Below are 24,041 nucleotides of genomic sequence, written 5' to 3'. Positions count from 1 at the left end.
CGTGATTATGGCTGAGCTTTAGGTAAACGATTGGCTGCAATTTGACGAGTCACTTGTTGGGCAACGTCATCAATTACAATTCGATTCAGATAAGCTTCTTGCTGGTTATCGGTGTTCACCGTTGCAACGTCGTATTGATAAGTACGAGAAGCCGTTAAAGTACGTGGCTCAGTAATTTTCTTACCTTGACGGTCTTCAATCTGGAAGGTTACGGTTAAACGTAATAATACTTCAGTCAATTTACCGTTGAGTAACTGGCGGCGAGGAGTGTAATCCAAAATCCGCAGTACATAAGCATCATTGGCGTTACTGAGTTGAACCCCTGTAGCGCTGAGATAAATACTGAGTTTATTCTCAAGTTCGCCCGTATTTGCTGGCATTGCAAGTGTTAACTTGTTATAGACCAGTGGTGCCGCTGTTGGGTTGCTTCCTTTTAAATGAAAGCCACAGCCGACTAAACCTGCACTTAGGCCTAAAGTGAGAACGATAGCAGCTGCACGTTGCGCTAAGTGCATATTTATTCCTCTATTTATTCATCTTCCCTAAGCCCTCTTTGTTCAATTGAGGGAATCTCTCTTTTGAATAAAAGAGAGATTAAAAGGGATTATCAAACAACTAAGTTAACAAGTTTATTTGGTACAACAATTTCTTTCTTGGTTGGACCCGTCAAGAATTGTTGAGCTTCTGGTAATGCTTTTGCCAAAGCCAATAAGTCATCTTTTGAAATATCGACTGCGACGTCTAACTTACCACGAAGTTTACCATTCACTTGTACAACAATCGTTTGCGTATTACGGGTTAACGCTGACTCATCCACTTGCGGGAATTCGACTGTCGTTAATTCCAAGCCAAACTGAGTCAACAGAGTTTGACTCAAATGCGGTGCAAATGGTGCAAGTAAGATCAACAATGTGGTGATTGCTTCACGTGCAACCGCGGCATCATTGTCATCTTTTGCTTCGAACTTGTTGCTGGCATTGAGTAATTCCATCAATGCGGCAATAGCCGTGTTGAACGCATGACGACGTTCAATGTCATCACCGACTTTCTGGATGGTTTCATGGGTTTTACGGCGTAAATCTTGCGCATCTTTCGATAAGTTTGCTGTATCGATTGCTGTGGTTTGATTGCCTTTTTCCAAGAAACCAGCAGCCAAACGCCAAACACGTTTCAAGAAGCGATTTGCACCTTCAACACCTGCATCAGACCATTCGAGTGATTGATCTGGTGGCGCAGCGAACATCATGAATACACGAGCAGTATCTGCGCCGTATTGGTCAATAATCGCTTGTGGGTCGATACCGTTGTTTTTTGACTTAGACATTTTTTCTTGTCCGCCAATCACAACTTCCTGACCATCACCTGAATATTTCGCAGAAAGGATACGACCTTTTTCGTCACGTTCTAATTCGATGTCAGCAGGGTTGAACCAAGTTTTCTTACCGTTTTCTGCTTCACGGTAGAAGGTATCAGCCAACACCATGCCTTGAGTTAACAAGTTAGTAAATGGTTCGTTACCTTGTACCACGCCTTCATCACGCATCAACTTATGGAAGAAACGTGCATAAAGTAAGTGCAGAATTGCGTGTTCAACACCACCGATATATTGGTTCACAGGAAGCCAGCTTTGAGCCGCTTCAGGTTTTACCATACCGCCAGTGAAATCAGGAGATGCATAACGTGCATAGTACCAAGATGATTCTACAAAGGTGTCCAAGGTATCTGTTTCACGACGAGCATCGCCACCACAGCTTGGGCATTTAGTTTCGTAGAATTCAGGCATCTTGTTCAATGGGTTACCCGAACCATCTGGAACTACATCGGTTGGTAATACCACAGGTAATTGATCTTCTGGAACAGTGACTTGACCACAGTTGTTACAATTGATCATTGGAATTGGGCAACCCCAGTAACGTTGACGAGATACACCCCAGTCACGTAAACGGAATTGAACCTTAGAATTTGCTAAAGCTTGTGGTTCTAATTTTGCAAGGAAGGCATCAAAAGCAGCTTGGAATGCTAAACCATCAAACTCGCCAGAATTAACCAATTTGCCATCTTTAGAACCGTACCATTCTTGCCACTCAGTTGCAGAATATGCTGCATCTTCAGCACCTTGGGCATCGATCACTTGTTTGATTGGCAAGTTGAACTTATTGGCAAATTCAAAATCACGCTCATCATGTGCAGGAACCGCCATCACAGCGCCTGAACCATATGACATCAATACATAGTTGGCAATCCAAACAGGAAGTTCGTCGCCAGTCACTGGATGTTTAACAGATAAGCCTGTTGCCATACCTTTCTTTTCAGCAGTCGCTAAATCCGCTTCTGCCACTGAACCCATACGGCATTCTTCAATAAATGCAGCAAGTTCAGGATTGTTTTCAGCTGCTTTAAGCGCCATTGGGTGTTCTGCTGCAACAGCAACATAAGTCACACCCATCAAGGTATCTGCACGCGTGGTATAAACGGTTAGGCCATCTGCATAGATTGCTGGATTGGCAGAAGGGAAGGTGATTTCCATCCCAGTTGAACGACCAATCCAGTTACGTTGCATAGTCAAGACCTGTTGCGGCCAACCATCTTTTAAAGTATCTAAATCGTCTAATAATTCTTGTGCATAGTCGGTGATGCGGAAGTAGTACATTGGAATATCGCGTTTTTCCACCAATGCACCTGAACGCCAACCACGACCATTTTCAACTTGCTCGTTGGCTAACACGGTCTGGTCTACTGGGTCCCAGTTCACGGTTGAAAGCTTACGATAGATCAAGCCTTTCTTATAAAGCTGTACGAATAACCATTGTTCCCAGTGATAGTACTCTGGTGTACAAGTTGCAAATTCGCGATCCCAATCGACAGACAGACCCAATTTTTTTAATTGGTCACGCATGTAAGCGATGTTTTCAAAAGTCCATTTTGCTGGTGCAACTTGATGTGCAATCGCTGCGTTTTCAGCGGGCAAACCAAACGCATCCCAACCCATTGGTTGTAATACTGTTTCGCCTTTTAAGCGATGGAAACGGCTGATCACGTCACCAATAGTATAGTTACGCACATGCCCCATGTGCAGTTTGCCACTTGGGTACGGGAACATCGACAGGATATAGCGATGTTTGCCCTCTACAGTGTCTGCAACTTTAAAAACTTTGCGATTGTCCCAGTCTTGTTGAACTTGAGGCTCAATGGCACTTGCTTGATATTCGGAGTCAATGTGAGAAGTCGTCATAGGGATATGCGATACAACAAAAAAGTAAAGTTAAGATTGCTGCACAGCATAGCGCAAAATTGTAGGAAATGTCAGTTTTTAGATCGGGATTTTATCTGCAAGGCCATAGTCTAGAGTAAGGCCTTGCAGGATCATGCATATGTTTAGCGGTTGGATGTTGCTGAAGCTGGCGGTGGACTTTGCGGTTTCACTGTGTTTGCAGGAACTTCTGGCACAGCTTGAGGTGCATGCTGCAGTTCATTTGGTGTCACGTCTGGTGTGGCTTGATGTCCTTGTTGAGCACTAGGGGCCGTTGTTTGGTGGCTATTGCCATAAGTCGAAACTTTGTCCAAACGTTTTGCTCCTTTCGGCGGTGGGGTGGTGGTGTAATGGGTTGAACCATTGGCATCGACCCATTTGTAATATTGTTGGGCATAGTTGTGGCTAGAACAGAGCAGTAACGTTGTTGTCGCAATCGTGTATAAGCTTGTTTTTAAATAAGATGACTTCATATTTGATCTCCCCAAGAGAATGTTATCTATATTCGATCAAAGCGCCTAAATAAGCAGTTTACAATGCCTAGGTTTAAGTCAAAAGAAAATAGTTTTTTGATAAATGGGCGTTTAAAAAGACCAAATTATTCTGTGAAATGTGTTTAAAAAAACAACAGCTAAAAAATATTCGTTAAAATCCTTTTCTTTGTTCTTGACATTGCTTATGAAAGAAACAAGAATGCTTTCTCAAGTTTTATATGTGTTTATTTGATCACCCTTCGAATAAATGTCATGGCTTGCAATGGACATTCTTTCTAGCCGAGAGAATGATTTTTTGAAATATGCTTATCCCAGCACATTTTGATTCGAGATGTCATCAAGTTTATACGGCTGATGAGTCTCAGAAAATTTTTCCTATTGCAGCAAAAACGAGTAGAATACGCACACTTATAAGAAGTGCAAAAGTTAATGAATGAACACAATTTATGTCTCCCATAAATTGTGCAAAATACTAGGGTGAATCACGTTGGAACTTTTATCTGGTGGTGAAATGCTCGTTCGTGCGCTTGCGGACGAAGGCGTAGAGCATGTTTTTGGGTATCCAGGCGGCGCTGTATTACATATTTATGATGCGCTATTTCAACAAGACAAAATTAACCATTACCTCGTGCGTCATGAGCAAGCTGCTGGTCACATGGCAGATGCATACTCACGCGTAACAGGTAAAACAGGTGTGGTACTGGTCACTTCTGGACCAGGCGCTACGAATACCGTCACTCCAATCGCAACAGCCTACATGGACTCAATCCCAATGGTGATTTTGTCTGGTCAGGTTGCAAGCCATCTCATTGGAGAGGATGCGTTCCAAGAAACAGATATGGTTGGTATTTCTCGTCCAATCGTAAAACACAGTTTCCAAGTGCGTCACGCGAGTGAAATTCCTGCAATTATTAAGAAAGCATTTTATATTGCTTCGTCTGGCCGTCCAGGTCCAGTCGTTGTTGATATTCCAAAAGATGCGACGAATCCTGCAGAAAAGTTTGCCTACGAATACCCAGAAAAAGTGAAGATGCGTTCATATCAGCCGCCTTCACGTGGTCACTCAGGTCAAATTCGTAAAGCGATTGATGAATTAATTACTGCTAAACGTCCAATGATTTATACGGGCGGTGGTGTTGTTCAGGGTAATGCTTCTGGCTTATTGACAGAACTTGCGCATTTATTGGGCTATCCAGTAACAAATACTTTGATGGGCTTAGGTGCTTTCCCGGGTAACGATCCACAATTCGTGGGGATGTTAGGGATGCATGGTACTTATGAAGCCAACATGGCAATGCACAATGCAGATGTGATTTTGGCAATTGGTGCGCGTTTCGATGACCGTGTAACCAATAACCCTGCAAAATTCTGTCTCAACGCCAAAGTAATCCATATTGATGTTGATCCAGCAACCATTTCGAAAACGATTATGGCGCACATCCCGATCGTGGGTGCGGTAGAGCCAGTACTTCAAGAAATGTTGGCTCAATTGAAACAAATGAATGTATCTAAGCCAAACCCTGAAGCAATTGCGGCATGGTGGTCTCAGATTAATGAGTGGCGCAAGGTACACGGCTTACGTTATGAAGCTGGTCAAAATGGTGTAATGAAACCTCAGCAAGTGGTTGAGGCATTAGATCGTGTGACCAATGGTGAAGCCATCATTACTTCAGATGTTGGTCAGCATCAGATGTTTGGTGCGAATTACTATAAATACAAACGTCCGCGTCAGTGGATCAACTCTGGTGGCTTAGGCACCATGGGGGTTGGCTTGCCGTATGCAATGGCTGCGAAGCTAGCATTCCCAGACCAGCAAGTGGTTTGTATTACAGGCGAAGCATCGATTCAGATGTGTATCCAAGAATTATCGACATGTAAGCAATATGGCTTGAATGTGAAGATCCTTTGCTTAAATAACCAAGCCTTAGGCATGGTAAAGCAATGGCAAGACATGAACTACGAAGGACGTCATTCAAGTTCTTATGTAGATTCATTACCAGACTTTGCCAAGTTAATGGAAGCTTACGGACACGTGGGTATCCAGATTGATCATGCTGATGAGCTAGACGCTAAATTAGCTGAAGCGATGGCAATTAATGATAAATGTGTATTCATTAATGTCATGGTTGATCGCACAGAACATGTTTATCCAATGCTGATCGCTGGTCAGTCGATGAAGGATATGTGGTTAGGCAAAGGGGAGCGTACATAATGAGACATATTATTTCTGTACTCGTTGAAAATGAAGCAGGTGCGCTTTCTCGTTTGGTGGGATTGTTTTCTCAACGTAATTACAACATTGAGACACTTAATGTTGCGCCAACCGAAGATGAAACCTTATCTCGTTTAACTTTAACGACATATGGCGATGATCACAAAATTGAACAAATCACCAAGCAACTGAATAAATTGGTTGAAGTTGTAAAAGTGGTTGATTTGTCAGAAGGTTCACACATCGAACGTGAATTGATGTTGATCAAAGTCAAAGCCTTGGGTGCAGCACGTGCGGAAATTAAACGTACAGCTGACATCTTCCGTGCGCAAATCGTTGATGTAACACCAACGACCTATACCATTCAGATCGCAGGTACAACAGACAAGATTGATGGTTTTATTGATGCGCTTGCAGAAAATACTATCCTTGAAGTTGTACGCTCTGGTGTATCAGGCATCGCGCGTGGCGAAAAAGTTTTAACAATTTAAGTTTTTAAAAACCCTCATCCCAACCTTCTCCCAGAGGGAGAAGGAGTTCCCTCTCCTTGGGGAGAGGGTTAGGGTGAGGGGGAAATACCTAACATATTTTTAAAGTTTTCATGGAGAAAACAGATGCAAATTTTTTACGATAAAGACTGTGACTTATCAATCATCCAAGGCAAGAAAGTTGCAATCATTGGTTATGGTTCTCAAGGTCATGCGCACGCACTTAACTTGAAAGATTCTGGCGTAGACGTAACTGTTGGTTTACGTGCTGGTTCTACTTCTTGGAAAAAAGCTGAAAACTCTGGTCTTAAAGTATCTGAAGTTCCAGCTGCTGTTGCTCAAGCTGACTTAGTCATGATTTTGACTCCAGATGAGTTCCAATCTCAACTTTATCGTGATGTGATTGAACCAAACATCAAAGAAGGTGCAACTTTAGCATTTGCTCATGGTTTCTCTATTCTTTATAACCAAGTTGTTCCACGTAAAGATTTAGACGTAATCATGGTTGCGCCTAAAGCACCTGGTCATACTGTACGTTCTGAATACCAACGTGGTTCAGGTGTTCCTGACTTAATCGCGATCCATCAAGATGCTTCTGGTAATGCACGTAACGTTGCACTTTCTTATGCTTCAGGCGTAGGTGGTGGTCGTACGGGTATCATCGAAACTTCTTTCCGTGAAGAAACTGAAACTGACTTATTCGGTGAGCAAGCAGTTCTTTGTGGTGGTGCGGTTGAATTGGTAAAAATGGGCTTCGAAACTTTGGTTGAAGCTGGTTATGCACCTGAAATGGCTTACTTCGAATGCTTACATGAGCTTAAGTTAATCGTTGACTTGATGTTCGAAGGCGGTATCGCAGACATGAACTACTCAGTTTCTAACAATGCTGAGTATGGTGAATATGTGACTGGTACTGAAGTAATCAACGAACAGTCTCGTGAAGCAATGCGTAATGCATTGAAACGTATCCAGTCTGGTGAATATGCGAAAATGTTCATTCAAGAAGGTGCGTTGAACTATCCATCAATGACTGCTCGTCGTCGCCAAAACGCAGCGCATGGCATTGAAGTAACTGGTAATAAGTTACGTGCGATGATGCCTTGGATTCAAGCGAACAAGATTGTTGATAAAGAGAAAAACTAAGCTTTAGTTTAATCTTTAAAAAAAGCCTTTGTTTATACAAGGGCTTTTTTATTGAGAAATCCTTATGTTACGTGCGTGAGCGAAACATAGTTTCACCCTTGCATTTGGACCTTATGAAGCGATGCTTCTCATGCTTTTCTATTTCCCTGCTCATACTTTGCACTCGAGCAGATGAGCCATATATGGCGGAACTCTGCTAATCCTCGCTCATACTCAAGATTCAAGCGAACAAGATTGTGGATCAAGAGAAGAACTCAGTTTTTTCTCTAGGTGTGATAACACAGTTATAACAATATAGATGAAAAAATAAGCTTATATTGGTTGTGTTTTAATCACTTTGCTGAGGGGTAACAGTTAGAATTTAAACTAAAAAGTGTTGCATGCGTTGGGGTATCTGCACGATTAAAAACAAACAAATTGTCATGACTTAAAAATTAAAATTATTTAGTAAAAATAAATGAGTCTTTTGGTAAAAAAACTGTAATAAAAAAAACAAGACTTTTCATTGGTTTGAAATGAAAATGTGCTTTTATTCTATTGATTTATAAAGTGAAAAAGACTTGACCTTATGCTAGATGATGTTATTGTTAAGGAAAGTTTATGAATACAATATTCATGGCTTTTTTGTGTGTAAAACGTCGTTCGGATTTCGAGCACTTTGCTCATCATATAAAAAAAAGTACTGAATAATCATGGAAGTCCTTTATGGTTCACGTTGATTACGATAGCACATTGGTCATCGTTTCCATTTTGGTTGCAGTCGCGACATGTTACGCTGCAGTTTCGATGGAAGAACTCGTTTTTAAAGGTGCTTATAAAAAGTTTGAAAAAAGCATTTTGATTGCGAGTGGGCTAATCTTGGGGTTAGCAATATGGTCAATGCACTTTGTGGGAATGCTGGCTAGCCATCTGCCAGAAGGCTATTCTTTTGATGTTAATTTAACTGTACTGTCCTATCTTATTGGTGCAGCAGCTTCGATTTTTGCCGTTTGGCTGACTTCAAGACCGACTTTACCGATTCCGCGGTTGATTCTCGGTGCTGTATTTATGGGGCTTGGCATCTCGGGTATGCACTATACGGGTATGGCTGCACTGACGGTTGAACATCATGCAATGCATTATGACCCCTTACTGGTGCTGTGTTCTGTACTGATCGCGATTAGTGGCTCGGGACTAAGTTTCTTTTTCATTTTTAAATATAAAACGGCTGCTGCCTACCGTACTTTACTTAAAGCTATTGTTGCAATCTTGATGGCCTTAAGCATCGTGGGTATGCACTATACGGGTATGGCAGCGACTTTCTTTGACGAAAGCCTAGCGCAGATTCTGACCTCTGAACAGACCGAACAAAGTGTTTTACTATTCACGATTATTTTTATTACCAGTCTGGTTTTAGTTGCAGGCTTTGCGGTTGCAGTGCTCGAAGCGCGTTTAGAAGAGCGTAATGAACAATTAACGCTGATCAATAAAGAACTGGCAATACAGTCCTTACATGACACCCTCACCAAGTTACCGAATCGTTTATACCTGACTGAACATGCAGAAGTGGTATTTAACCACCATCGCCTACACGAGCAAAAAGCAGCATTCCTCTATATCGATTTGGACCGCTTTAAATCAGTGAATGATGCCTTTGGTCATCATGTTGGCGATCAGTTACTGATACAGATGGCGAACCGTTTACACAATAAACTGGGTGCAAGCCATAAGTTATTTCGTATTGGTGGTGATGAATTTGTTTTAATCTCTGAAAATACTGATATCAATGATGCGATGCAGCTTTCAGAAGATATTTTGCATTACATCCAAGAAACCTATTTGATTGCTGCAAAAGATATTAATATTTCTGCCAGCGTTGGGATCGCGATGTATCCTGAGCATGGCTTGAATGTCCAAGACCTATTGATTAATGCAGATGTGGCGATGCTGATTTCAAAAGATCAGGGGCGTAATACCTATACCATGTTCCACTCGATGTCAGATCAGCAAGATGTACGTAGTCAGTCAAAACTGATCAATGACCTGTACAAAGCTGTCGATGAACAGCAGTTTGTATTGTTCTACCAACCTAAATTTACATCGAACTATGAAGTTTGCGGTGTTGAAGCGCTGATTCGATGGAAGCATCCAAGTTTAGGTCTGCTGACACCACAGATGTTTATAGAGGGGGCTGAAAAAACTGGTTTGATCATTCCAATGGGATATTGGGCACTGGAACAAGCCTGTCAACAAATCCAGAAATGGGAACGAAGTAATAGTCCGTTTTATCCAATTGCTGTTAATCTATCCGCACTGCAATTTGAAAATAAAAAGCTCTTTAGTGTATTAGAACAATTATTAGAACAGTACCAAATTCAACCGCATCATCTCATTCTTGAAATTACTGAATCCACAGCAATGCATCATATCGATTCCAGTATTCGTACCTTAGAACGATTACGTAAGCTCGGGATTCGGATTGCCATTGATGACTTTGGCACAGGATATTCAAGTTTCTTATATCTGAAAGACTTACCTGTCGATGAACTTAAAATTGATCGTGGCTTTTTGATTGATCTCAAACCAAATTCTAAAGAAGAAGCCATTCTAGAAAGTATCATTCATCTTGCTGCAAAATTGGGTCTAGTCGTTACCGCAGAAGGGGTAGAGACCCAACAGCAGGCGGATATTCTGACCAGCCTAGGCTGCAACCAGTTACAGGGTTATTTATTAGGTACACCTGTCAACGTTGAAGGATTGTTGCTACATCGCTATCAACATTTTGCATGATTGATTAAAGATCTGTGGATGTTAAAAAAGGCAGCTCATCATGGCAGCCTTTTTATTTCTTTTAGCGTAGTCAAACTTAGTCAGAACGTGGCGCTAGCCATTGTATGACCACAGGCCATACCAGTTGTGGTGCTTGGCTGCCTGAGACGAGGCCCATATGGCCACCCGGGACAATTTCAAACTGTTTGTCGGTGCTGCTGATTAAATCCATCAAAGGACGTACGGCTTCTGCTGTGACAATAATATCGCTACTACCGCCAATCGCGAGTACTGAACAATCGATGTCTTTTAAATTGGCACTTTGCTCCCCGAATTGGACTGAACCTGTTGATAGCTCATTATCAATCCAGAAACGCAAAATAATATCGCGCATCACACCACCAGGGTAAGCCAGCATATTGTCTACAAAGGAGCTTGAAGTGGCATGGTTAATCACAAATTGACGATCATCGAGGTTCTTTAATAACTCCCAATAGTTTTTAAAGTTTCCAATCGGATCGGTGAGTTTAAACCCCAAGGTATTTTGCCAACCATGAATATGAAATACACGGCTTGGTACTTGGTGAATACGGAACTTGGTATTACTACGAATCCATTGCGCAGGAATGGTGAGACGTTGATAAAACTTGCCCATATAACCTGATTTATGGGTATTAATCGGTGAGGCTAAAATCATCAGGTTCTGAATATTTTTATCCTGTGATAAAGCGGTATAGCAAAGCGATAACGCTCCACCTAGACTCCAACCAAACAGTGACAGTTGTTGTTGACCACTATGTTCACGAATCTTTTCGATAAAGTCGGGCATAAAGGTTTTAACGTATGTTCCAAGATTATATTTGGCTTGGCGTAGGCTTGGTGTGCCCCAGTCAATCAGATAAACATCAAAGCCTTGAGCTAAAAAATAACGGACTAAGCTGCGATTTGGGAATAAATCGTAAATCAGCATATTGGCTGCCAAGGGTGGCACGATCACCAACGGAATACGATGTTTTGTCGCGTGATCGTTCGCTGCTGTGTAGTGACGCAGACTAATGATTTCACGTTGGTACACAATATCAAAAGGTGTTTTGCCTGAGAGCGCGAGTTGCTGTCCACGTAAAATACGATCTCGTGCATTTGAGAAGATTTTGCGTGCTTGATGGCTTGCAGGGCTATTCAGCATTTTTTGCGCGGTTTTCGTTTTGAGAAAACTGCGTTTAACTTTTGGCGATTGAGTCATGTGAACCTAAAGCTCGAAGGTTACTATTCAGTAGCCGCATATTAGAAGAAAAAATAAATTTGCTCAGTGACTCATTTGCTTAACTTGTCTTTCAAAATGATCAATTCGGTTAGAACAAGATGACCCGTTTTTGTTTAAGAATGAAAATATGTAAAGTATACTTTACATTGGAGAGTTGAACTCATATATTAATGTAAAGTTTGCTTTACATGGTGGGTTATGAAAAACTATCGGAATTTATTTGAGCTGATTGCTGCAATTGCACTGTATATCGTGGTTTTGGTGGGATCATTAAAGGCATTAAATTTTATTGAGATACAATGGCTTAAAATTGTTGTTTCATTAATGCCAATATTGCCTGCACTGATGATTGCATTGATCATTATTAAACAATTCAAACGTTTTGATGAGTTACAGCAAAAGATACAATTGCAAGCCTTGGGTCTTGCTTTTGTTGGTACTGCGCTCATTAGCTTTAGCTATGGATTTTTAGAAAATGTTGGATTTCCAAAATTAACCATGTTTATCATTTGGCCAATGATGGCAATGCTTTGGTCTATTGCTACAGCGGTTGGAACTTGGAAATATAGATGAAAAATAATTTACCCGATTTAAGAAAGCACAAAGGTTGGTCACAAAGCGACTTGGGGGATTATGTGAGCGTGTCGAGGCAAACTATTAATGCTATAGAAAAGGGGCGCTATGATCCCAGTCTGTCATTAGCCTTTAAAATTGCACATGCATTTGATCTCACTATTGAGCAAGTGTTTATTTTTGAGCAGGAGTCAGATTAATTCACTTCCACTCAAGCTGGAATTTGTAGATGTAAAATGGGATAGGGGTTGCCTTGACCATCGAGTTCAGAACGACTCACAGTATGAAATCCCATTTTCTGATAGAAGTTAACTGCTTGTAGATTTTGCTCATTCACATCGACTTTATAGATCTGAAGTTGTTTTACAGCAAAATCGAGCAACGTCTTACCAATTCCTGCTCTTCGATACTCAGGCAGAATAAATAACATTTCAATATTGTCATCACTGGTACCCAGAAATCCTACAATCTGTTGATCAACCATATATTTATTCAGCTGAACATGATGAAAGTATTCATTCAAAATTAATGGTTTCAATTCAGCAATCATCGTTTCTGGTAAAAAATCATGGGTCGCTCGGACTGATTTTTCCCATATTTCTAATAAGGTCGAATGGTCTTGTTGGGTCGCTTTTGTAATCATGTCTTCACTTTGATGACGTGCTTTAATGTGGTCAATTCTCTAGTATTTCAGCAGCAATTTCTATAGTTGGTATTTGGTGAGCTGTCGATAAGGGCAAGGGGATGTATAGCTTATTCAAGCTCAATTTGATGATCGTCTTTGGTGACTTTAATTTTAAGTTTCTTATATTTACGTTTATTTGGATCAAGAGCTGAGTTTAAGACTTCATCTGCAAATCCTTGATCTTGCATAAGTGCGCCATAGGTTTTATAACCTAAAATAATTCGAGTCGGTCGATAGCCATTTCTCGTAACATAATAATTAATCATGAGATTTAATTCTGTTAAAAGACATGTATCGTTCATTGTTAGATATCGCTTTTAAGTGACTTAAGCAGCATAGTCTATAAGAGAAAACTTATCTAGCTGATGTTCATTGATTTTTGCTGAAAGTTAGAGCTATCATAAAAACGTCATCTAAAAACATTATCGTGATTTATATAATAAAAATTGCAACAACAAAAAATTGATAAATACTGATTCAGACAACTTTATATCATTTTCAATGGAGGGGGGAATAAATCGAGGAGTTGTTTATATGCAGAATAAAGTGCTCACAATACGAGATCAAAAGCCATTGAATCATCGGCTGAATGTCTTGCTTTCGGCCTATCAAGGATTCCTAACTGCTAAAGGTCTGGTCAACAGTGAGTTTAGTCGTCTCATCTTTGTTGAAAATTATACCCAAACGCTAAAATTCAAACTTTATGATGATGAACTAAAGAAACAGCTGATTGATGAGTTAGAACGATTTAGCTCATTTTAGTCATTACTTTGAACAGTTTGGAATACAAAAGTAGCCTCAGACTCACAATAATTAAAAATTTATAAAATCATATCTATCTAATTTTAATAATATATTTTTAAAGGGTAAATATTTAGGATGAATATATGGATTTACATATATATGGTAAATCATATATATTGGTTTTATTCAATTTATCAGATCATAACCTCATGGCTGACATCATCATCTATCACAATCCTGCTTGTGGTACTTCTCGGAATACCTTGGCTTTAATTCGAAATACAGGTATAGAACCAACCATTATTGAATACCTTGTTCGTCCGCCAACGCATGATGAGTTGATTCAATTGATTCGGGATGCCAATTTAACTGTGAGAGAGGCAATCCGCAGTAATGTTGATCCTTACCAGGATTTGCAATTAGAGCGCGAAGATTGGTCAGAGCAGCAGCTCATTGCCTTTATGCTGAAATATCCAATCCTCATCAATCGTCCTTTTGTGGTGACTGAGTTAGGAACACGTCTGTGCCGACCATCAGAACTTGTACTTGATATTCTTCCTATTCCTCAGAAAGGTGCTTTTAGCAAAGAAGATGGCGAACAGGTCATAGATCAAAATGGTCAGCGAATTCAGTAAATACGAGTCGTCAGATTAACGATTCAAGGGGAAAGAGAAATGGAAGCTGTTGAGTTTTTTAAATGCTTATCAGATGAAACAAGGCTGAATATTGTCATGCTGGTTACAGAGCATCAGGAGTTGTGTGTCTGTGATTTGACCGAAAAACTTCAGTTAAGCCAGCCAAAAATTTCTCGACATTTGGCTTTGTTGCGTACTTCTGGATTATTGCTGGATCGCCGTCAAGGGCAATGGGTCTATTACCGTATTGCTGACCAATTACCGACATGGTGCTCAGATATTTTAAATGTGTTGAACGCTCAAAACTTGACAGTATTTCCACGACTACAAAGCTTAGCAGCAAAAAGCTGTTGTGAATGAAATCTATGAAAACTCTCTCTTTTTTAGATCGTAATCTAACTCTGTGGATCTTTATTGCAATGGCTTTGGGCATTGCGATTGGCACTTTTCTCCCACAAGCATCAGCCACGCTAAATAAAATGAGTGTTGACTCCGTCAATATTCCAATTGCGATCGGTCTGATTTTGATGATGTATCCACCGTTGGCAAAAGTGGATTATGCAACGCTGCCACAAGTGTTTAAAGATAAAAAAACTTTAACTTTGTCATTGGTGCAGAACTGGGTGATTGCACCAATTTTAATGTTTGCACTGGCAATTATTTTTCTACATAGCTATCCAGAGTATATGACAGGATTGATATTGATTGGCTTAGCCCGTTGTATCGCGATGGTGTTGGTATGGAATGGTCTCGCTTGTGGTGATAATCAATATGTTGCTGCACTGGTCGCATTCAATAGTATTTTCCAGATTTTATTCTTTAGTAGTTATGCTTGGTTATTCCTTACGTTCTTGCCACCGTATTTTGGGATTGCTGGACAAGTAGTCAATGTGGATTTTTGGACCATTACCCATGCAGTTTTTGTGTATTTAGGGATTCCATTTTTTCTGGGTTTTATGAGTCGTCAGGTGTTGGTAAAAGCCAAAGGCCTAGATTGGTATAACAAGATTTTTCTACCGAAGATTAGCCCATTAAGTTTGTTGGCGTTATTGTTTACCATTGTGGCGATGTTTAGCTTAAAAGGTGGGGATGTGGTGAGCCTACCTTTCGATGTGATCCGTATTGCGATACCACTGACGATCTACTTTGTTGTGATGTTCTTTATTAGCTTTTTTATGAGTAAATGGATAGGCAATAACTATGCTAAAACCACAGCCATCTCATTCACTGCAGCAGGCAACAACTTTGAACTTGCGTTGGCAGTTGCAATTGCAACTTTTGGTTTGGCATCGCCTGTGGCATTTACCACGGTAATTGGACCACTGGTTGAAGTACCCGTGTTGATTGCTTTAGTCAGCGTATCTTTATGGCTTAGAAGAAAGTATTTTAAAAATGCGAATGAGTAAAATAGAACTCAAATTATTTCAAAAGCGTTATAAATAAAATATCTAAAAATAAAAAGCCTCAGTTGCCTAATCGGGGTATCAGCAACTGAGGAGGAAAGCTTTTTTATAATGTATATCTGTTTTTTAAATAACGGAATGTTTTTGGTTAAATATACATAAAATGTATATTTTTAAAGTCTCTAATGTCGGTTATAAGTGTGATTAATTTAATATTTACTCTTTTTAAGATAATAATTTTTTATTGATATTCTTTGTTCTCGAATATACTCACTTGGTTTTTTCCCTGTCCAGCCAAAAAATGCTCTTGAAAAAGCACTAATATGGCTATAGCCCAGCAAATCTGAGATTTCTTGGATGTTTCGATTTGAATCAATGAGTTTTTTCGCGAGTTCAAATTTCTTGGATTGCAGCAGTGAAGAGTAAGTTGTATTTGAATTGGCAAGTTCTCTCTTTAGTGTTCTTTCCGATATTTTTAATTTACTTGCAACATCAACCAAGCTCGGAAAACCTAGACCAGGTGTAAACTTAAGTTGCTGATTCACTTTTAAAATAATTTTATTGTCTTGGTCTTGATAAAAAAGATATTCCTTGTTGACCAACTCCATTGCAAGCACATAAGCCGTTGAAGAACTAAAGGTTAGGGGAAGATCCAAGCATTTAAGATCGAAACTAATTTGATTGTGGTCTTGATTGAAGTGAATAATAGGGAGCCGTTTTTCATAAAGTAAATGATAATCTTCCTGATCCCATGCAACATTAATATTTACACCAGTGAGATTATAGTTGGTGATCATTTGTAAGTTGGTTGTTATATCGACAAGCGCACTTTCCAGAAAGAATTTATTGACGATATTCTTTCTACTTTCATTCATATGCGCTGGTAATTGATAGAGAGGCGTAAGTCGAAGAATGATTTTATTGTTTTTGTTTAGAATGGATAAATCCATTTTATGGATACGCATACTGTAGTATTTTTGCATATCGATTAAAACTCGACCGATTGTACTATTGCTAATCAGTACAAATCCGAGTGCGCCGTGTACAGTTAATTTACAATTTAAACCGAATTGATAGCCAAGTCCTTTATTGGGAATTAACTCTAACAGTCGAGTGACAATATCGATCCATTGGTCGAAAAATATCCGATCATTATTATTGTTATCAGTAAGTAAGGATAAAGGAATTTGACAATACCGAATGATTTCGCTTTTAGGGACTCCAAATGTAGTCGCTGTATCTACAAGTATTTTTAGATAATCATTATAGATGCTAAGTGGTTGTTTTTTCATGCTTTCCGTGATAAAAATAAAATATTAGTCTAAAAATATTTATACAGCAGCTAAATATATTTTTAAGAATTTGCTGTCAAAAGTCCTATTTTGTTAAATTTTTTTGATAGAAGTGTTTATTAGTATTCTTTGTGGGAATAATTGGTGATTTTTTTATAAAAAGTGATGGAATTGTTAAAAATTCGTATTAATTGTTAAGTGGATGGAGACTTTGTTTACTTAGATTTATAGGTGCTTGGATCCTTTTTATAGGCACTTATTTCATGAATAAAATATACAGATTGGTCTGGAACAAAAGCTTAAGTCTATGGACTGTGGTTTCAGAGAACGCACGAGGCGTCACAAAAAAACGTAATGTAGTGACAAATACATCAGTAAAAACAGTCACTTCTTCATCTATCCAAAAGTATAAGCAATATCAACTTAAACCTAGCTTAATTGCACTGACCATTAGTTCAATTTTTGGGGCAGTAGTGCTTATGCTGCCACTAATACGGGTGGCGGTACCGTAAGTAATGGTGGTAATAACAGCCTTGCAATGTCACCTACTCAACAGCAGTGCGGTAGTGATGGCCAAGCAACAGTGAATGGCAGTAACGGGATGGCGATTGGTTGTGGCAATAGTGTCGGACCAGTCGGTAGTAATGGACAGGCATTAAATAACCGCCGTGGTACAGGAAATAATAATTATCCAACAGGAGTCGCATCTATCGTCTCCTCTGCAACAGCTGTGGGTAAAAACAATAAAATCTCCAATCCGGGTGGAGCCTCTTTATTTGGTACCGGTAATGTCTCAGAAGGGAGTGGTACCTTTCATAATGTTGGGATTGGGCAAGGGAATCTTCTTGGTGGGCCTGGTTATAATACGGCTGTTGGTATCGGGAATGAGGCTGTAACAGGAGCTTCTAGTGTAGTTATTGGTACAGATAACCGATCGCGTGGTGGAACAGCTATTGCTATGGGGCGGCAGACTTATGCTGATGCAAACTATACGATTGCGCTAGGGAATACCGCAACTGCTGAATCAACTGCGGTTGGTGGTATTGCAATGGGACACTCTGCCACAGTGAGTGGGGCAAGAGGCATTGCGATTGGTAGTTCTACAGCAACAGATAATAACAATGCGCCTGCAACTGCAGCTAATGCAGCTGGTACTGATTCCGTTGCAGTTGGTAGTGGTGCTAATGGTACTGGTAACCAAACGACAGCAGTAGGTCGCCAAGCGAAAGCAATAGGTGATAATTCAGCAGCGTATGGTAATCAAGCAGAAGCAACAGGGGCTTCCTCAGTTGCTGTTGGCGACGGCTCAAAAGCGCAAGGCGCTAATGATATTACACTTGGTCGTAATGCAGCCACAGCCAGTGGTGGTAGCAATAATATTGCAATGGGTAACGGGGTTACAACGGGTAGTACTGGTCAGAACGTTGCAATTGGTTCGGATGGTACGACAGCCAACTCAGCAAGTGCAGATGGTGGTGCTGTTGCGATTGGTCGTGGTCAAAGGGCTCGAGGTGATGGCGCGGTTGCGATTGGTGATCCGAATACAACCAATGGTAATGGCGCGGTAGCTGTAGGTCGTAATAATACGGCCGCAGGTGACACTGCAGGTAATACAGCGGCTGATGGAGCAGTTGCATTGGGGAATGAAAACCAAGCAATTGGTCAAGGTTCTGTTGCTCTAGGTAATGCTTCTAGAGCAGAACAGGCTGGCTCAATTGCCCTTGGTGATACAGCGAATGCAAAAGCTGCACGTGGTATTGCACTTGGTTCAAATGCTGTAGCAAACAATGCTGATGATGTTGCATTAGGTTCAGGCAGTACGACCAGTACAGCAACTGGTACAGGGTTCCTTACTGGAACAGCTGCGCCAACGTCTGTTGTTTCAGTCGGAACAGCAGGTAATGAACGTCGTATTCAGAATCTATCTGATGGTGCGGCTGATACAGATGCGGTGAATGTTCGTCAATTAAAAAGTCTAAAAGATATTGTCGATGAACAAGGGGATACCACTGCGGCTGGTCTTGGTGGAGGCTCTACCTATGACCCAGATACAGGTACAGTGACTAATCCAACCTATAACGTAAATGGCAAGGACGTAAATAACGTTGGTGCTGCGATCACAGAATTAGACAAAGGATGGAACCTACAAAGCAACGGTGCAAATACTGGCGCAGTCAAAGCAGGAGATACCGTTGACATTGGTACAGCGGATGGCGAAGAAAACTTACAAGTGGCGAAAGACGGCAATGACATCAAATATAGCCTGAATCGCGATTTAAAAGTGGATAGTGTAAAAGCTGGTGATACGGTTATTAACAATGATGGTATGACCATTGCGAATGGTCCAAGTGTGACCAAATCAGGCATTGATGCGGCAGGAAATACCATTAGTAATGTTGCCGATGGTGTTGCAGGAACTGATGCCGTCAATAAAAATCAATTAGATAATGCGGCGGCAGCAGCGAAGACCGAAGTCACCGAAGGTAAGAACATTACCGTAACCAAGACTACGGGTGATGACGGGCAAGACATCTACAATGTTGCAACTGCAGACGATGTTGAATTTAACTCAGTTAAAGCAGGCGATACGGTCATCAATAACGATGGGATGACCATTGCAGGCGGTCCAAGCGTTACCAAAGATGGCATTGATGCGGGTAATAAGACGATTGGCAATGTTGCCGATGGTGTGGCTGATAGTGATGCAGTAAACAAAGGCCAATTGGATAAATCCAGTCAAGACTTAACAGATAAAGGCTTTGGCTTAACCGCACAAGATGGTACGACTGTTCAGAAGAAACTAGGTGAAGCAGTTGAGGTTGTTGGCGCAGATAGCAATATCACCACGAAGGTTGAAGATGGCAAGGTGGCGATTGAACTGGCAAAAGACCTAGATGTAAATAGCGTCAAAGCAGGCGATACCGTGATTAACAATGATGGTATGAGCATTGCCAATGGTCCAAGTGTCACCAAGTCAGGGATTGATGTTGCTGGAAATAAAATCAGTAATGTTGCCGCAGGTACAGAAGGAACTGATGCGGTCAATAAAGATCAGTTAGACAATGCCGCAGCAGCAGCGAAAACGGAAGTTGAAGCTGGCAAAAACATGACCGTTGAAAGCGAAATAGGTGCAGATGGGCAAACCATCTACACCGTTGCAACTGCGGATGATGTTGAATTTAACAATGTCAAAGTGGGTGACGTTAGCATTGATGCAACAACGGGCAAGATCGATGGTCTCAGTGATGGCACAGTAGCCGAGGGTTCTAAAGAAGCAGTGAATGGCGGTCAATTACATAGTGTTGCCGACAGCGTGAAGAATTCTATTGGTGGTGAAACCACATTGAATCCAGATGGATCAGTGACCACCAGCAATGTGGGTAATACAGGCAAGAATAATATTCACGATGCAATTGATTCGGTTCGAGGTCAGGCAGCAGCAGCGAAAACTGAGGTGACGGAAGGTAAGAACATTACTGTAACCAAGTCCACAGGCGATGATGGACAAGACATCTACAATGTTGCAACCGCAGATGATGTTGAATTCGACTCAGTTAAAGTGGGTGACGTTACGATTGATGGCACGACAGGCAAGATCAGTGGTGTCGCTGCAGGTGATGTGAATCCTGATTCAACTGATGCGATTAACGGCAGTCAATTGGCGAACAACGCGCAAAGTGTTGCCGATGCTTTAGGTGGCGGTTCAACAGTTAATCCAGATGGCACGGTTAGCAAGCCGAATTACACGGTAAATGGCGATAGCTTGAACAATGTTGGTGATGCGATCACAGCATTGGATAAAGGCTGGACTTTACAGAGCAATGGTGCAAATGCAGCTGCAGTGAAAGCAGGCGATACGGTTGATATCGGTACAGCAGATGGTGAAGAAAACTTACAAGTAGCGAAAGAAGGCAATGACATCAAGTACAGCCTGAATCGTGATTTGAAAGTGGACAGCGTCACTGCTGGCGATACTGTGATTAATAGTGATGGTATGACGATCACAGGTGGTCCAAGTGTGACCAAGTCAGGCATTGATGTTGCAGGTAACAAGATCAGTAATGTTGCAGCAGGTACAGAAGGAACTGATGCGGTTAACAAAGATCAGTTAGACAATGCAGCGGCAGCAGCGAAAACAGAAGTTGAAGCTGGCAAGAACATGACTGTTGAAAGCGAAACAGGTGCAGATGGACAAACCATCTACACAGTTGCAACTGCGGATGATGTTGAATTTAACAATGTCAAAGTGGGTGATGTCAGCATTGACGGTAGCACAGGTAAGATCGATGGTCTAAGCGATGGCACAGTAGCTGCAGGTTCTAAAGAAGCAGTGAATGGCGGTCAATTACATCGTGTTGCCGACAGCGTGAAGACTTCTATTGGTGGTGAAACCACATTGAATCCAGATGGAACAGTGACCACCAGCAATGTGGGTAACACAGGCAAGAATAATATTCACGATGCAATTGATTCAGTACGTGGTCAAGCAGCAGCAGCGAAAACAGAAGTTGAAGCTGGCAAAAACATGACAGTTGAAAGCGAAACAGGTGCAGATGGACAAACCATTTACACCGTTGCAACTGCAGACGACGTTGAATTCGACTCAGTTAAAGTGGGTGACGTTACGATTGATGGTACGACAGGCAAGATCAGTGGTGTCGCTGCGGGTGATGTCAATCCAAACTCAACTGATGCCATCAACGGCAGTCAATTGGCGAACAATGCACAAAGTGTTGCAGATGCCTTAGGTGGCGGTTCAACAGTTAATCCAGATGGCACGGTCAGCAAGCCGAACTACACAGTAAATGGCGATAGCATTAACAATGTAGGTGATGCGATCACAGCATTGGATAAAGGCTGGACTTTACAAAGTAATGGAGAAAATGCAGCTGCAGTTAAAGCAGGCGATACGGTTGATATCGGTACAGCAGATGGTGAAGAAAACTTAAAAGTATCGAAAGAAGGCAATGACATCAAGTACAGCCTGAATCGTGATTTGAAAGTGGATAGTGTCACCGCAGGCGATACTGTGATTAACAACGATGGTTTAAGCATTACTAACGGCCCAAGTGTGACCAGAGACGGTATTAATGCTGGTGGTAAAAAGCTGACCAATGTTGCAGCAGGTACAGTGAGTGCGGATTCAACCGATGCAATCAATGGTAGTCAATTACACGCTCAAGGCGAGGGTGTGAAGAACATTATTGGTGGCAACACCACTTATGATCCAGCAACAGGACAATATACAAATCCTGATATTGGTGGTACAGGTCAAGACAACATCAATGATGCCATTGGCGCAGTAGGCGATGCGGCAAAAGCTGCAAAAACCACAGTCAAAGAAGGTGAAAACATTGTTGTGACTGAGTCTAAAAATGCGGATGGCAGTACCAACTATGAAGTTGCTACCGCCAAAGATGTGAAGTTTGACAGCGTCACCGCGACCGATGAAGAAGGCAATGAAACCGTACTGACTGCGACTGGAACCCAAGTCAAAGATGGAGAAGGTAACGAAGCCGAATATGGTGCCAAAGGAATCAGCCTGAAAGATCAGGATGGTAACGGTACGATCCTGAACTCAGGAGGACTAGGCTTTGTCGACCCAATGGGTAACAACATTGGACCTAGTATTACGGTTAAAGGAATTGATGCGGGCAATACTGTCATTACTGGTGTAGCGGCAGGCCGAGTTGCAGGAGACTCACAAGATGCGATCAATGGCAGTCAGTTACATGGTGTAGCCGATAGCGTGAAGAACATCATTGGTGGCAATACGACAGTGAATCCTGATGGCACGTTAAGTGGCAGTAATATTGGAGGAACAGGCAAGGACAACATCAATGATGCCATTGGTGCAGTGGGTAAAGCTGCGCAAGAAGCGAAATCGACAGTAAGTGATGGCAAAAACATTATTGTAAAAGAAAGCAAGAATGCAGATGGCAGCACAGACTATGAAGTATCAACTGCACCAGATCTAGAAGTAGACAGTGTTACAGCGGGCGGTACTAAAGTCGATGGAGATGGTTTACACATTGATGGTGGTCCAAGTGTGACTAAAGATGGCATTGATGCAGGAGACAAGAAAGTCACGGGTGTAGCGGATGGAGAGATTGCCAAAGGTTCGAAAGATGCCGTGAATGGCGGTCAACTGCATGATGTTGCGGACAGTGTGAAAAACGTAGTCGGCGGCAATACCACAGTGAATCCAGACGGAACGATCAGCACCAGCAACGTAGGTGGAACAGGTCATAACAACATCAACGATGCGATTGCCTCAGTGAAACAAGATGCCCAAGCAGCGAAGTCTACGGTAAGTAATAAAGATGGCAACATCAAGGTGAATGAAACGACCAAAGCAGATGGAAGCAAAGACTACGAAGTTGGTTTAGCCAAAGACATCACTGTGGATAGTGTTACAGCGAAAGATGTCAAAGCGAACCAAGTAACAGTTGCTGGCGATCAAGGTACGACTAACATTACAGGTGGTGGTATCAGTATTACTGGGCCGAAAGGAGAATCAGGTCCGAGCATGACCACGGATGGCATTAATGCAGGTGGTAAGAAAGTGACTGGCGTGGCAGATGGAGCAATACATAGTGCTTCAAAAGATGCAATCAATGGTAGCCAGTTACATCAATCGTATCAGGATGTAGGTGCAGCCTTAGGAGGAGGAGCTGGTTATGATCCTGAGAAAGGATGGAAAGGCCCGAGCTACGATGTTGCTGGTGGAAGCTATAACAATGTCGGTGATGCTTTAGGGGCGATTGATAACCGTGTCACGAACTTAGGAGATCAGTTACAACAAGCATTCTATGACACCAATAAGCGTATGGACAAATTGGAAGACAAGATGTCTGCGGGTATTGCTGCAACGGCTGCACTTGAAAATGCACCGTTTGTTCCAGGGAAGTTAACCATGGCAGCTGGAGCTGCTTATTACAATGATCAGAGTGCGATTGGTGTGACATTTAGACGTACTGCTGATAATGGACGTTGGTCACTTACAACGGGTGCTGCAATGGGAAGCCAAGGCAATAGCCCACTGGTTCGTGTTGGTGTCAGTACTGTTATTGACTAAATCATCTATTAGGGGGCGCCGAAAGGCCCCCT

Annotated in this window: 19 protein-coding genes; 12 read left to right on the top strand and 7 right to left on the bottom strand. The window is 41.5% G+C overall.

Annotated elements, in window-relative coordinates; all coding sequences use genetic code 11:
- Nucleotides 1–5: 5 nt before the first annotated feature.
- The 3 genes from FPL17_RS11385 to FPL17_RS11375 all read right to left on the bottom strand — a co-directional run bounded on the left by FPL17_RS11385 (nucleotide 6) and on the right by FPL17_RS11375 (nucleotide 3,723).
- Nucleotides 6–515 carry an LPS-assembly lipoprotein LptE gene (locus tag FPL17_RS11385; RefSeq protein WP_005184924.1) on the bottom strand — a complete coding sequence of 170 codons (510 nt, stop codon included), beginning with the start codon at nucleotides 513–515 and terminating at the stop codon, nucleotides 6–8.
- A 92-nt stretch (nucleotides 516–607) separates the two neighbouring features.
- Nucleotides 608–3,232: a leucine--tRNA ligase gene (gene leuS, locus FPL17_RS11380; protein ID WP_159885145.1), complete on the bottom strand. Its 2,625-nt coding sequence runs from the start codon at nucleotides 3,230–3,232 to the stop codon at nucleotides 608–610.
- Nucleotides 3,233–3,375: 143 nt separating this feature from the next.
- Entirely contained in the window at nucleotides 3,376–3,723 is a 348-nt protein-coding gene (locus FPL17_RS11375) for a DUF4124 domain-containing protein (protein ID WP_159885143.1), read from the bottom strand.
- A gap of 508 nt (nucleotides 3,724–4,231) precedes the next feature.
- Between FPL17_RS11375 and FPL17_RS11370 the strand changes: the two genes are divergently transcribed.
- From FPL17_RS11370 to FPL17_RS11355, 4 genes are all read left to right on the top strand, one after another.
- Nucleotides 4,232–5,956 carry an acetolactate synthase 3 large subunit gene (locus FPL17_RS11370; protein ID WP_005146854.1) on the top strand — a complete coding sequence of 575 codons (1,725 nt, stop codon included), beginning with the start codon at nucleotides 4,232–4,234 and terminating at the stop codon, nucleotides 5,954–5,956.
- On the top strand, nucleotides 5,956–6,447 hold the full coding sequence (gene ilvN / locus FPL17_RS11365; protein WP_004804329.1) for an acetolactate synthase small subunit: 492 nt from the start codon (nucleotides 5,956–5,958) through the stop codon (nucleotides 6,445–6,447). Before FPL17_RS11370 ends, ilvN begins: the two co-directional genes overlap by 1 nt.
- Nucleotides 6,448–6,570: 123 nt before the next feature.
- Nucleotides 6,571–7,587 (top strand): ketol-acid reductoisomerase, encoded by a 1,017-nt coding sequence (gene ilvC / locus FPL17_RS11360; RefSeq protein ID WP_004655853.1) that lies wholly within the window; start codon nucleotides 6,571–6,573, stop codon nucleotides 7,585–7,587.
- Between the two features lie 705 nt (nucleotides 7,588–8,292).
- Nucleotides 8,293–10,356 carry a putative bifunctional diguanylate cyclase/phosphodiesterase gene (locus FPL17_RS11355; RefSeq protein ID WP_159885141.1) on the top strand — a complete coding sequence of 688 codons (2,064 nt, stop codon included), beginning with the start codon at nucleotides 8,293–8,295 and terminating at the stop codon, nucleotides 10,354–10,356.
- 76 nt (nucleotides 10,357–10,432) lie between these two features.
- On the opposite strand, the gene FPL17_RS11350 is transcribed toward FPL17_RS11355, so the two are convergent.
- Nucleotides 10,433–11,578, bottom strand: a complete 1,146-nt coding sequence (locus FPL17_RS11350; RefSeq protein ID WP_159885139.1) for an alpha/beta fold hydrolase — start codon at nucleotides 11,576–11,578, stop codon at nucleotides 10,433–10,435.
- A 219-nt stretch (nucleotides 11,579–11,797) separates the two neighbouring features.
- Between FPL17_RS11350 and FPL17_RS11345 the strand changes: the two genes are divergently transcribed.
- On the top strand, nucleotides 11,798–12,172 hold the full coding sequence (locus FPL17_RS11345) for a hypothetical protein (protein ID WP_005184912.1): 375 nt from the start codon (nucleotides 11,798–11,800) through the stop codon (nucleotides 12,170–12,172).
- Nucleotides 12,169–12,372 carry a helix-turn-helix transcriptional regulator gene (locus FPL17_RS11340; RefSeq protein WP_159885137.1) on the top strand — a complete coding sequence of 68 codons (204 nt, stop codon included), beginning with the start codon at nucleotides 12,169–12,171 and terminating at the stop codon, nucleotides 12,370–12,372. The genes FPL17_RS11345 and FPL17_RS11340 overlap by 4 nt, the downstream gene beginning before the upstream one ends.
- 11 nt (nucleotides 12,373–12,383) lie before the next feature.
- Here the strand turns inward: FPL17_RS11340 and FPL17_RS11335 are convergent, their stop codons facing one another.
- Nucleotides 12,384–12,815: a GNAT family N-acetyltransferase gene (locus FPL17_RS11335; RefSeq protein ID WP_159885135.1), complete on the bottom strand. Its 432-nt coding sequence runs from the start codon at nucleotides 12,813–12,815 to the stop codon at nucleotides 12,384–12,386.
- Nucleotides 12,816–12,925: 110 nt separating this feature from the next.
- Complete coding sequence (locus FPL17_RS18945) at nucleotides 12,926–13,159, bottom strand: hypothetical protein (RefSeq protein ID WP_005184904.1); 234 nt, start codon at nucleotides 13,157–13,159, stop codon at nucleotides 12,926–12,928.
- Nucleotides 13,160–13,391: 232 nt separating this feature from the next.
- Between FPL17_RS18945 and FPL17_RS11325 the strand changes: the two genes are divergently transcribed.
- The 4 genes from FPL17_RS11325 (at nucleotide 13,392) to arsB (ending at nucleotide 15,642) form a co-directional block, all read left to right on the top strand.
- A complete protein-coding gene (locus FPL17_RS11325) occupies nucleotides 13,392–13,619 on the top strand; it encodes a hypothetical protein (protein WP_005184902.1) in 228 nt (75 codons plus the stop codon).
- Nucleotides 13,620–13,810: 191 nt separating this feature from the next.
- Nucleotides 13,811–14,236, top strand: a complete 426-nt coding sequence (gene arsC / locus FPL17_RS11320) for an arsenate reductase (glutaredoxin) (RefSeq protein ID WP_159886848.1) — start codon at nucleotides 13,811–13,813, stop codon at nucleotides 14,234–14,236.
- 39 nt (nucleotides 14,237–14,275) lie between these two features.
- Nucleotides 14,276–14,596, top strand: a complete 321-nt coding sequence (locus FPL17_RS11315; RefSeq protein WP_159885133.1) for a metalloregulator ArsR/SmtB family transcription factor — start codon at nucleotides 14,276–14,278, stop codon at nucleotides 14,594–14,596.
- Nucleotides 14,597–14,601: 5 nt separating this feature from the next.
- Nucleotides 14,602–15,642, top strand: coding sequence for an ACR3 family arsenite efflux transporter (gene arsB, locus FPL17_RS11310; RefSeq protein WP_159885131.1), 1,041 nt, complete (start codon nucleotides 14,602–14,604; stop codon nucleotides 15,640–15,642).
- 206 nt (nucleotides 15,643–15,848) lie between these two features.
- On the opposite strand, the gene FPL17_RS11305 is transcribed toward arsB, so the two are convergent.
- Nucleotides 15,849–16,931, bottom strand: coding sequence for an AraC family transcriptional regulator (locus tag FPL17_RS11305; protein WP_159885129.1), 1,083 nt, complete (start codon nucleotides 16,929–16,931; stop codon nucleotides 15,849–15,851).
- Nucleotides 16,932–17,194: 263 nt separating this feature from the next.
- Between FPL17_RS11305 and FPL17_RS19105 the strand changes: the two genes are divergently transcribed.
- Together FPL17_RS19105 and FPL17_RS11300 are read left to right on the top strand one after the other, a co-directional pair.
- The gene (locus tag FPL17_RS19105) at nucleotides 17,195–17,443 is read left to right on the top strand and encodes an ESPR domain-containing protein (protein ID WP_216070843.1); all 249 of its coding nucleotides are present in this window, start codon (nucleotides 17,195–17,197) and stop codon (nucleotides 17,441–17,443) included.
- Between the two features lie 26 nt (nucleotides 17,444–17,469).
- Nucleotides 17,470–24,009 (top strand): hypothetical protein, encoded by a 6,540-nt coding sequence (locus FPL17_RS11300; protein ID WP_228277573.1) that lies wholly within the window; start codon nucleotides 17,470–17,472, stop codon nucleotides 24,007–24,009.
- Nucleotides 24,010–24,041: the final 32 nt, after the last annotated feature.

The sequence above is a fragment of the Acinetobacter dispersus genome, from assembly GCF_009884975.1.
Taxonomy (GTDB): Bacteria; Pseudomonadota; Gammaproteobacteria; order Pseudomonadales; family Moraxellaceae; genus Acinetobacter; species Acinetobacter dispersus.
The sequence above is the reverse complement of the archived record's forward strand: the minus strand, read 5'-3'. Positions and strand labels throughout refer to the sequence as shown.

Excerpts from the sequence above, each read along its gene's own strand:
- FPL17_RS11385 (WP_005184924.1), bottom strand. The coding sequence starts at position 515 with ATGCACTTAGCGCAACGTGCAGCTGCTATCGTTCTCACTTTAGGCCTA.
- leuS (WP_159885145.1), bottom strand. The coding sequence starts at position 3,232 with ATGACGACTTCTCACATTGACTCCGAATATCAAGCAAGTGCCATTGAG.
- FPL17_RS11375 (WP_159885143.1), bottom strand. The coding sequence starts at position 3,723 with ATGAAGTCATCTTATTTAAAAACAAGCTTATACACGATTGCGACAACA.
- ilvN (WP_004804329.1), top strand. The coding sequence starts at position 5,956 with ATGAGACATATTATTTCTGTACTCGTTGAAAATGAAGCAGGTGCGCTT.
- ilvC (WP_004655853.1), top strand. The coding sequence starts at position 6,571 with ATGCAAATTTTTTACGATAAAGACTGTGACTTATCAATCATCCAAGGC.
- FPL17_RS11355 (WP_159885141.1), top strand. The coding sequence starts at position 8,293 with ATGGTTCACGTTGATTACGATAGCACATTGGTCATCGTTTCCATTTTG.
- FPL17_RS11350 (WP_159885139.1), bottom strand. The coding sequence starts at position 11,578 with ATGACTCAATCGCCAAAAGTTAAACGCAGTTTTCTCAAAACGAAAACC.
- FPL17_RS11345 (WP_005184912.1), top strand. The coding sequence starts at position 11,798 with ATGAAAAACTATCGGAATTTATTTGAGCTGATTGCTGCAATTGCACTG.
- FPL17_RS11340 (WP_159885137.1), top strand. The coding sequence starts at position 12,169 with ATGAAAAATAATTTACCCGATTTAAGAAAGCACAAAGGTTGGTCACAA.
- FPL17_RS11335 (WP_159885135.1), bottom strand. The coding sequence starts at position 12,815 with ATGATTACAAAAGCGACCCAACAAGACCATTCGACCTTATTAGAAATA.
- FPL17_RS18945 (WP_005184904.1), bottom strand. The coding sequence starts at position 13,159 with ATGAACGATACATGTCTTTTAACAGAATTAAATCTCATGATTAATTAT.
- FPL17_RS11325 (WP_005184902.1), top strand. The coding sequence starts at position 13,392 with ATGCAGAATAAAGTGCTCACAATACGAGATCAAAAGCCATTGAATCAT.
- arsC (WP_159886848.1), top strand. The coding sequence starts at position 13,811 with ATGGCTGACATCATCATCTATCACAATCCTGCTTGTGGTACTTCTCGG.
- FPL17_RS11315 (WP_159885133.1), top strand. The coding sequence starts at position 14,276 with ATGGAAGCTGTTGAGTTTTTTAAATGCTTATCAGATGAAACAAGGCTG.
- arsB (WP_159885131.1), top strand. The coding sequence starts at position 14,602 with ATGAAAACTCTCTCTTTTTTAGATCGTAATCTAACTCTGTGGATCTTT.
- FPL17_RS11305 (WP_159885129.1), bottom strand. The coding sequence starts at position 16,931 with ATGAAAAAACAACCACTTAGCATCTATAATGATTATCTAAAAATACTT.
- FPL17_RS19105 (WP_216070843.1), top strand. The coding sequence starts at position 17,195 with ATGAATAAAATATACAGATTGGTCTGGAACAAAAGCTTAAGTCTATGG.
- FPL17_RS11300 (WP_228277573.1), top strand. The coding sequence starts at position 17,470 with ATGTCACCTACTCAACAGCAGTGCGGTAGTGATGGCCAAGCAACAGTG.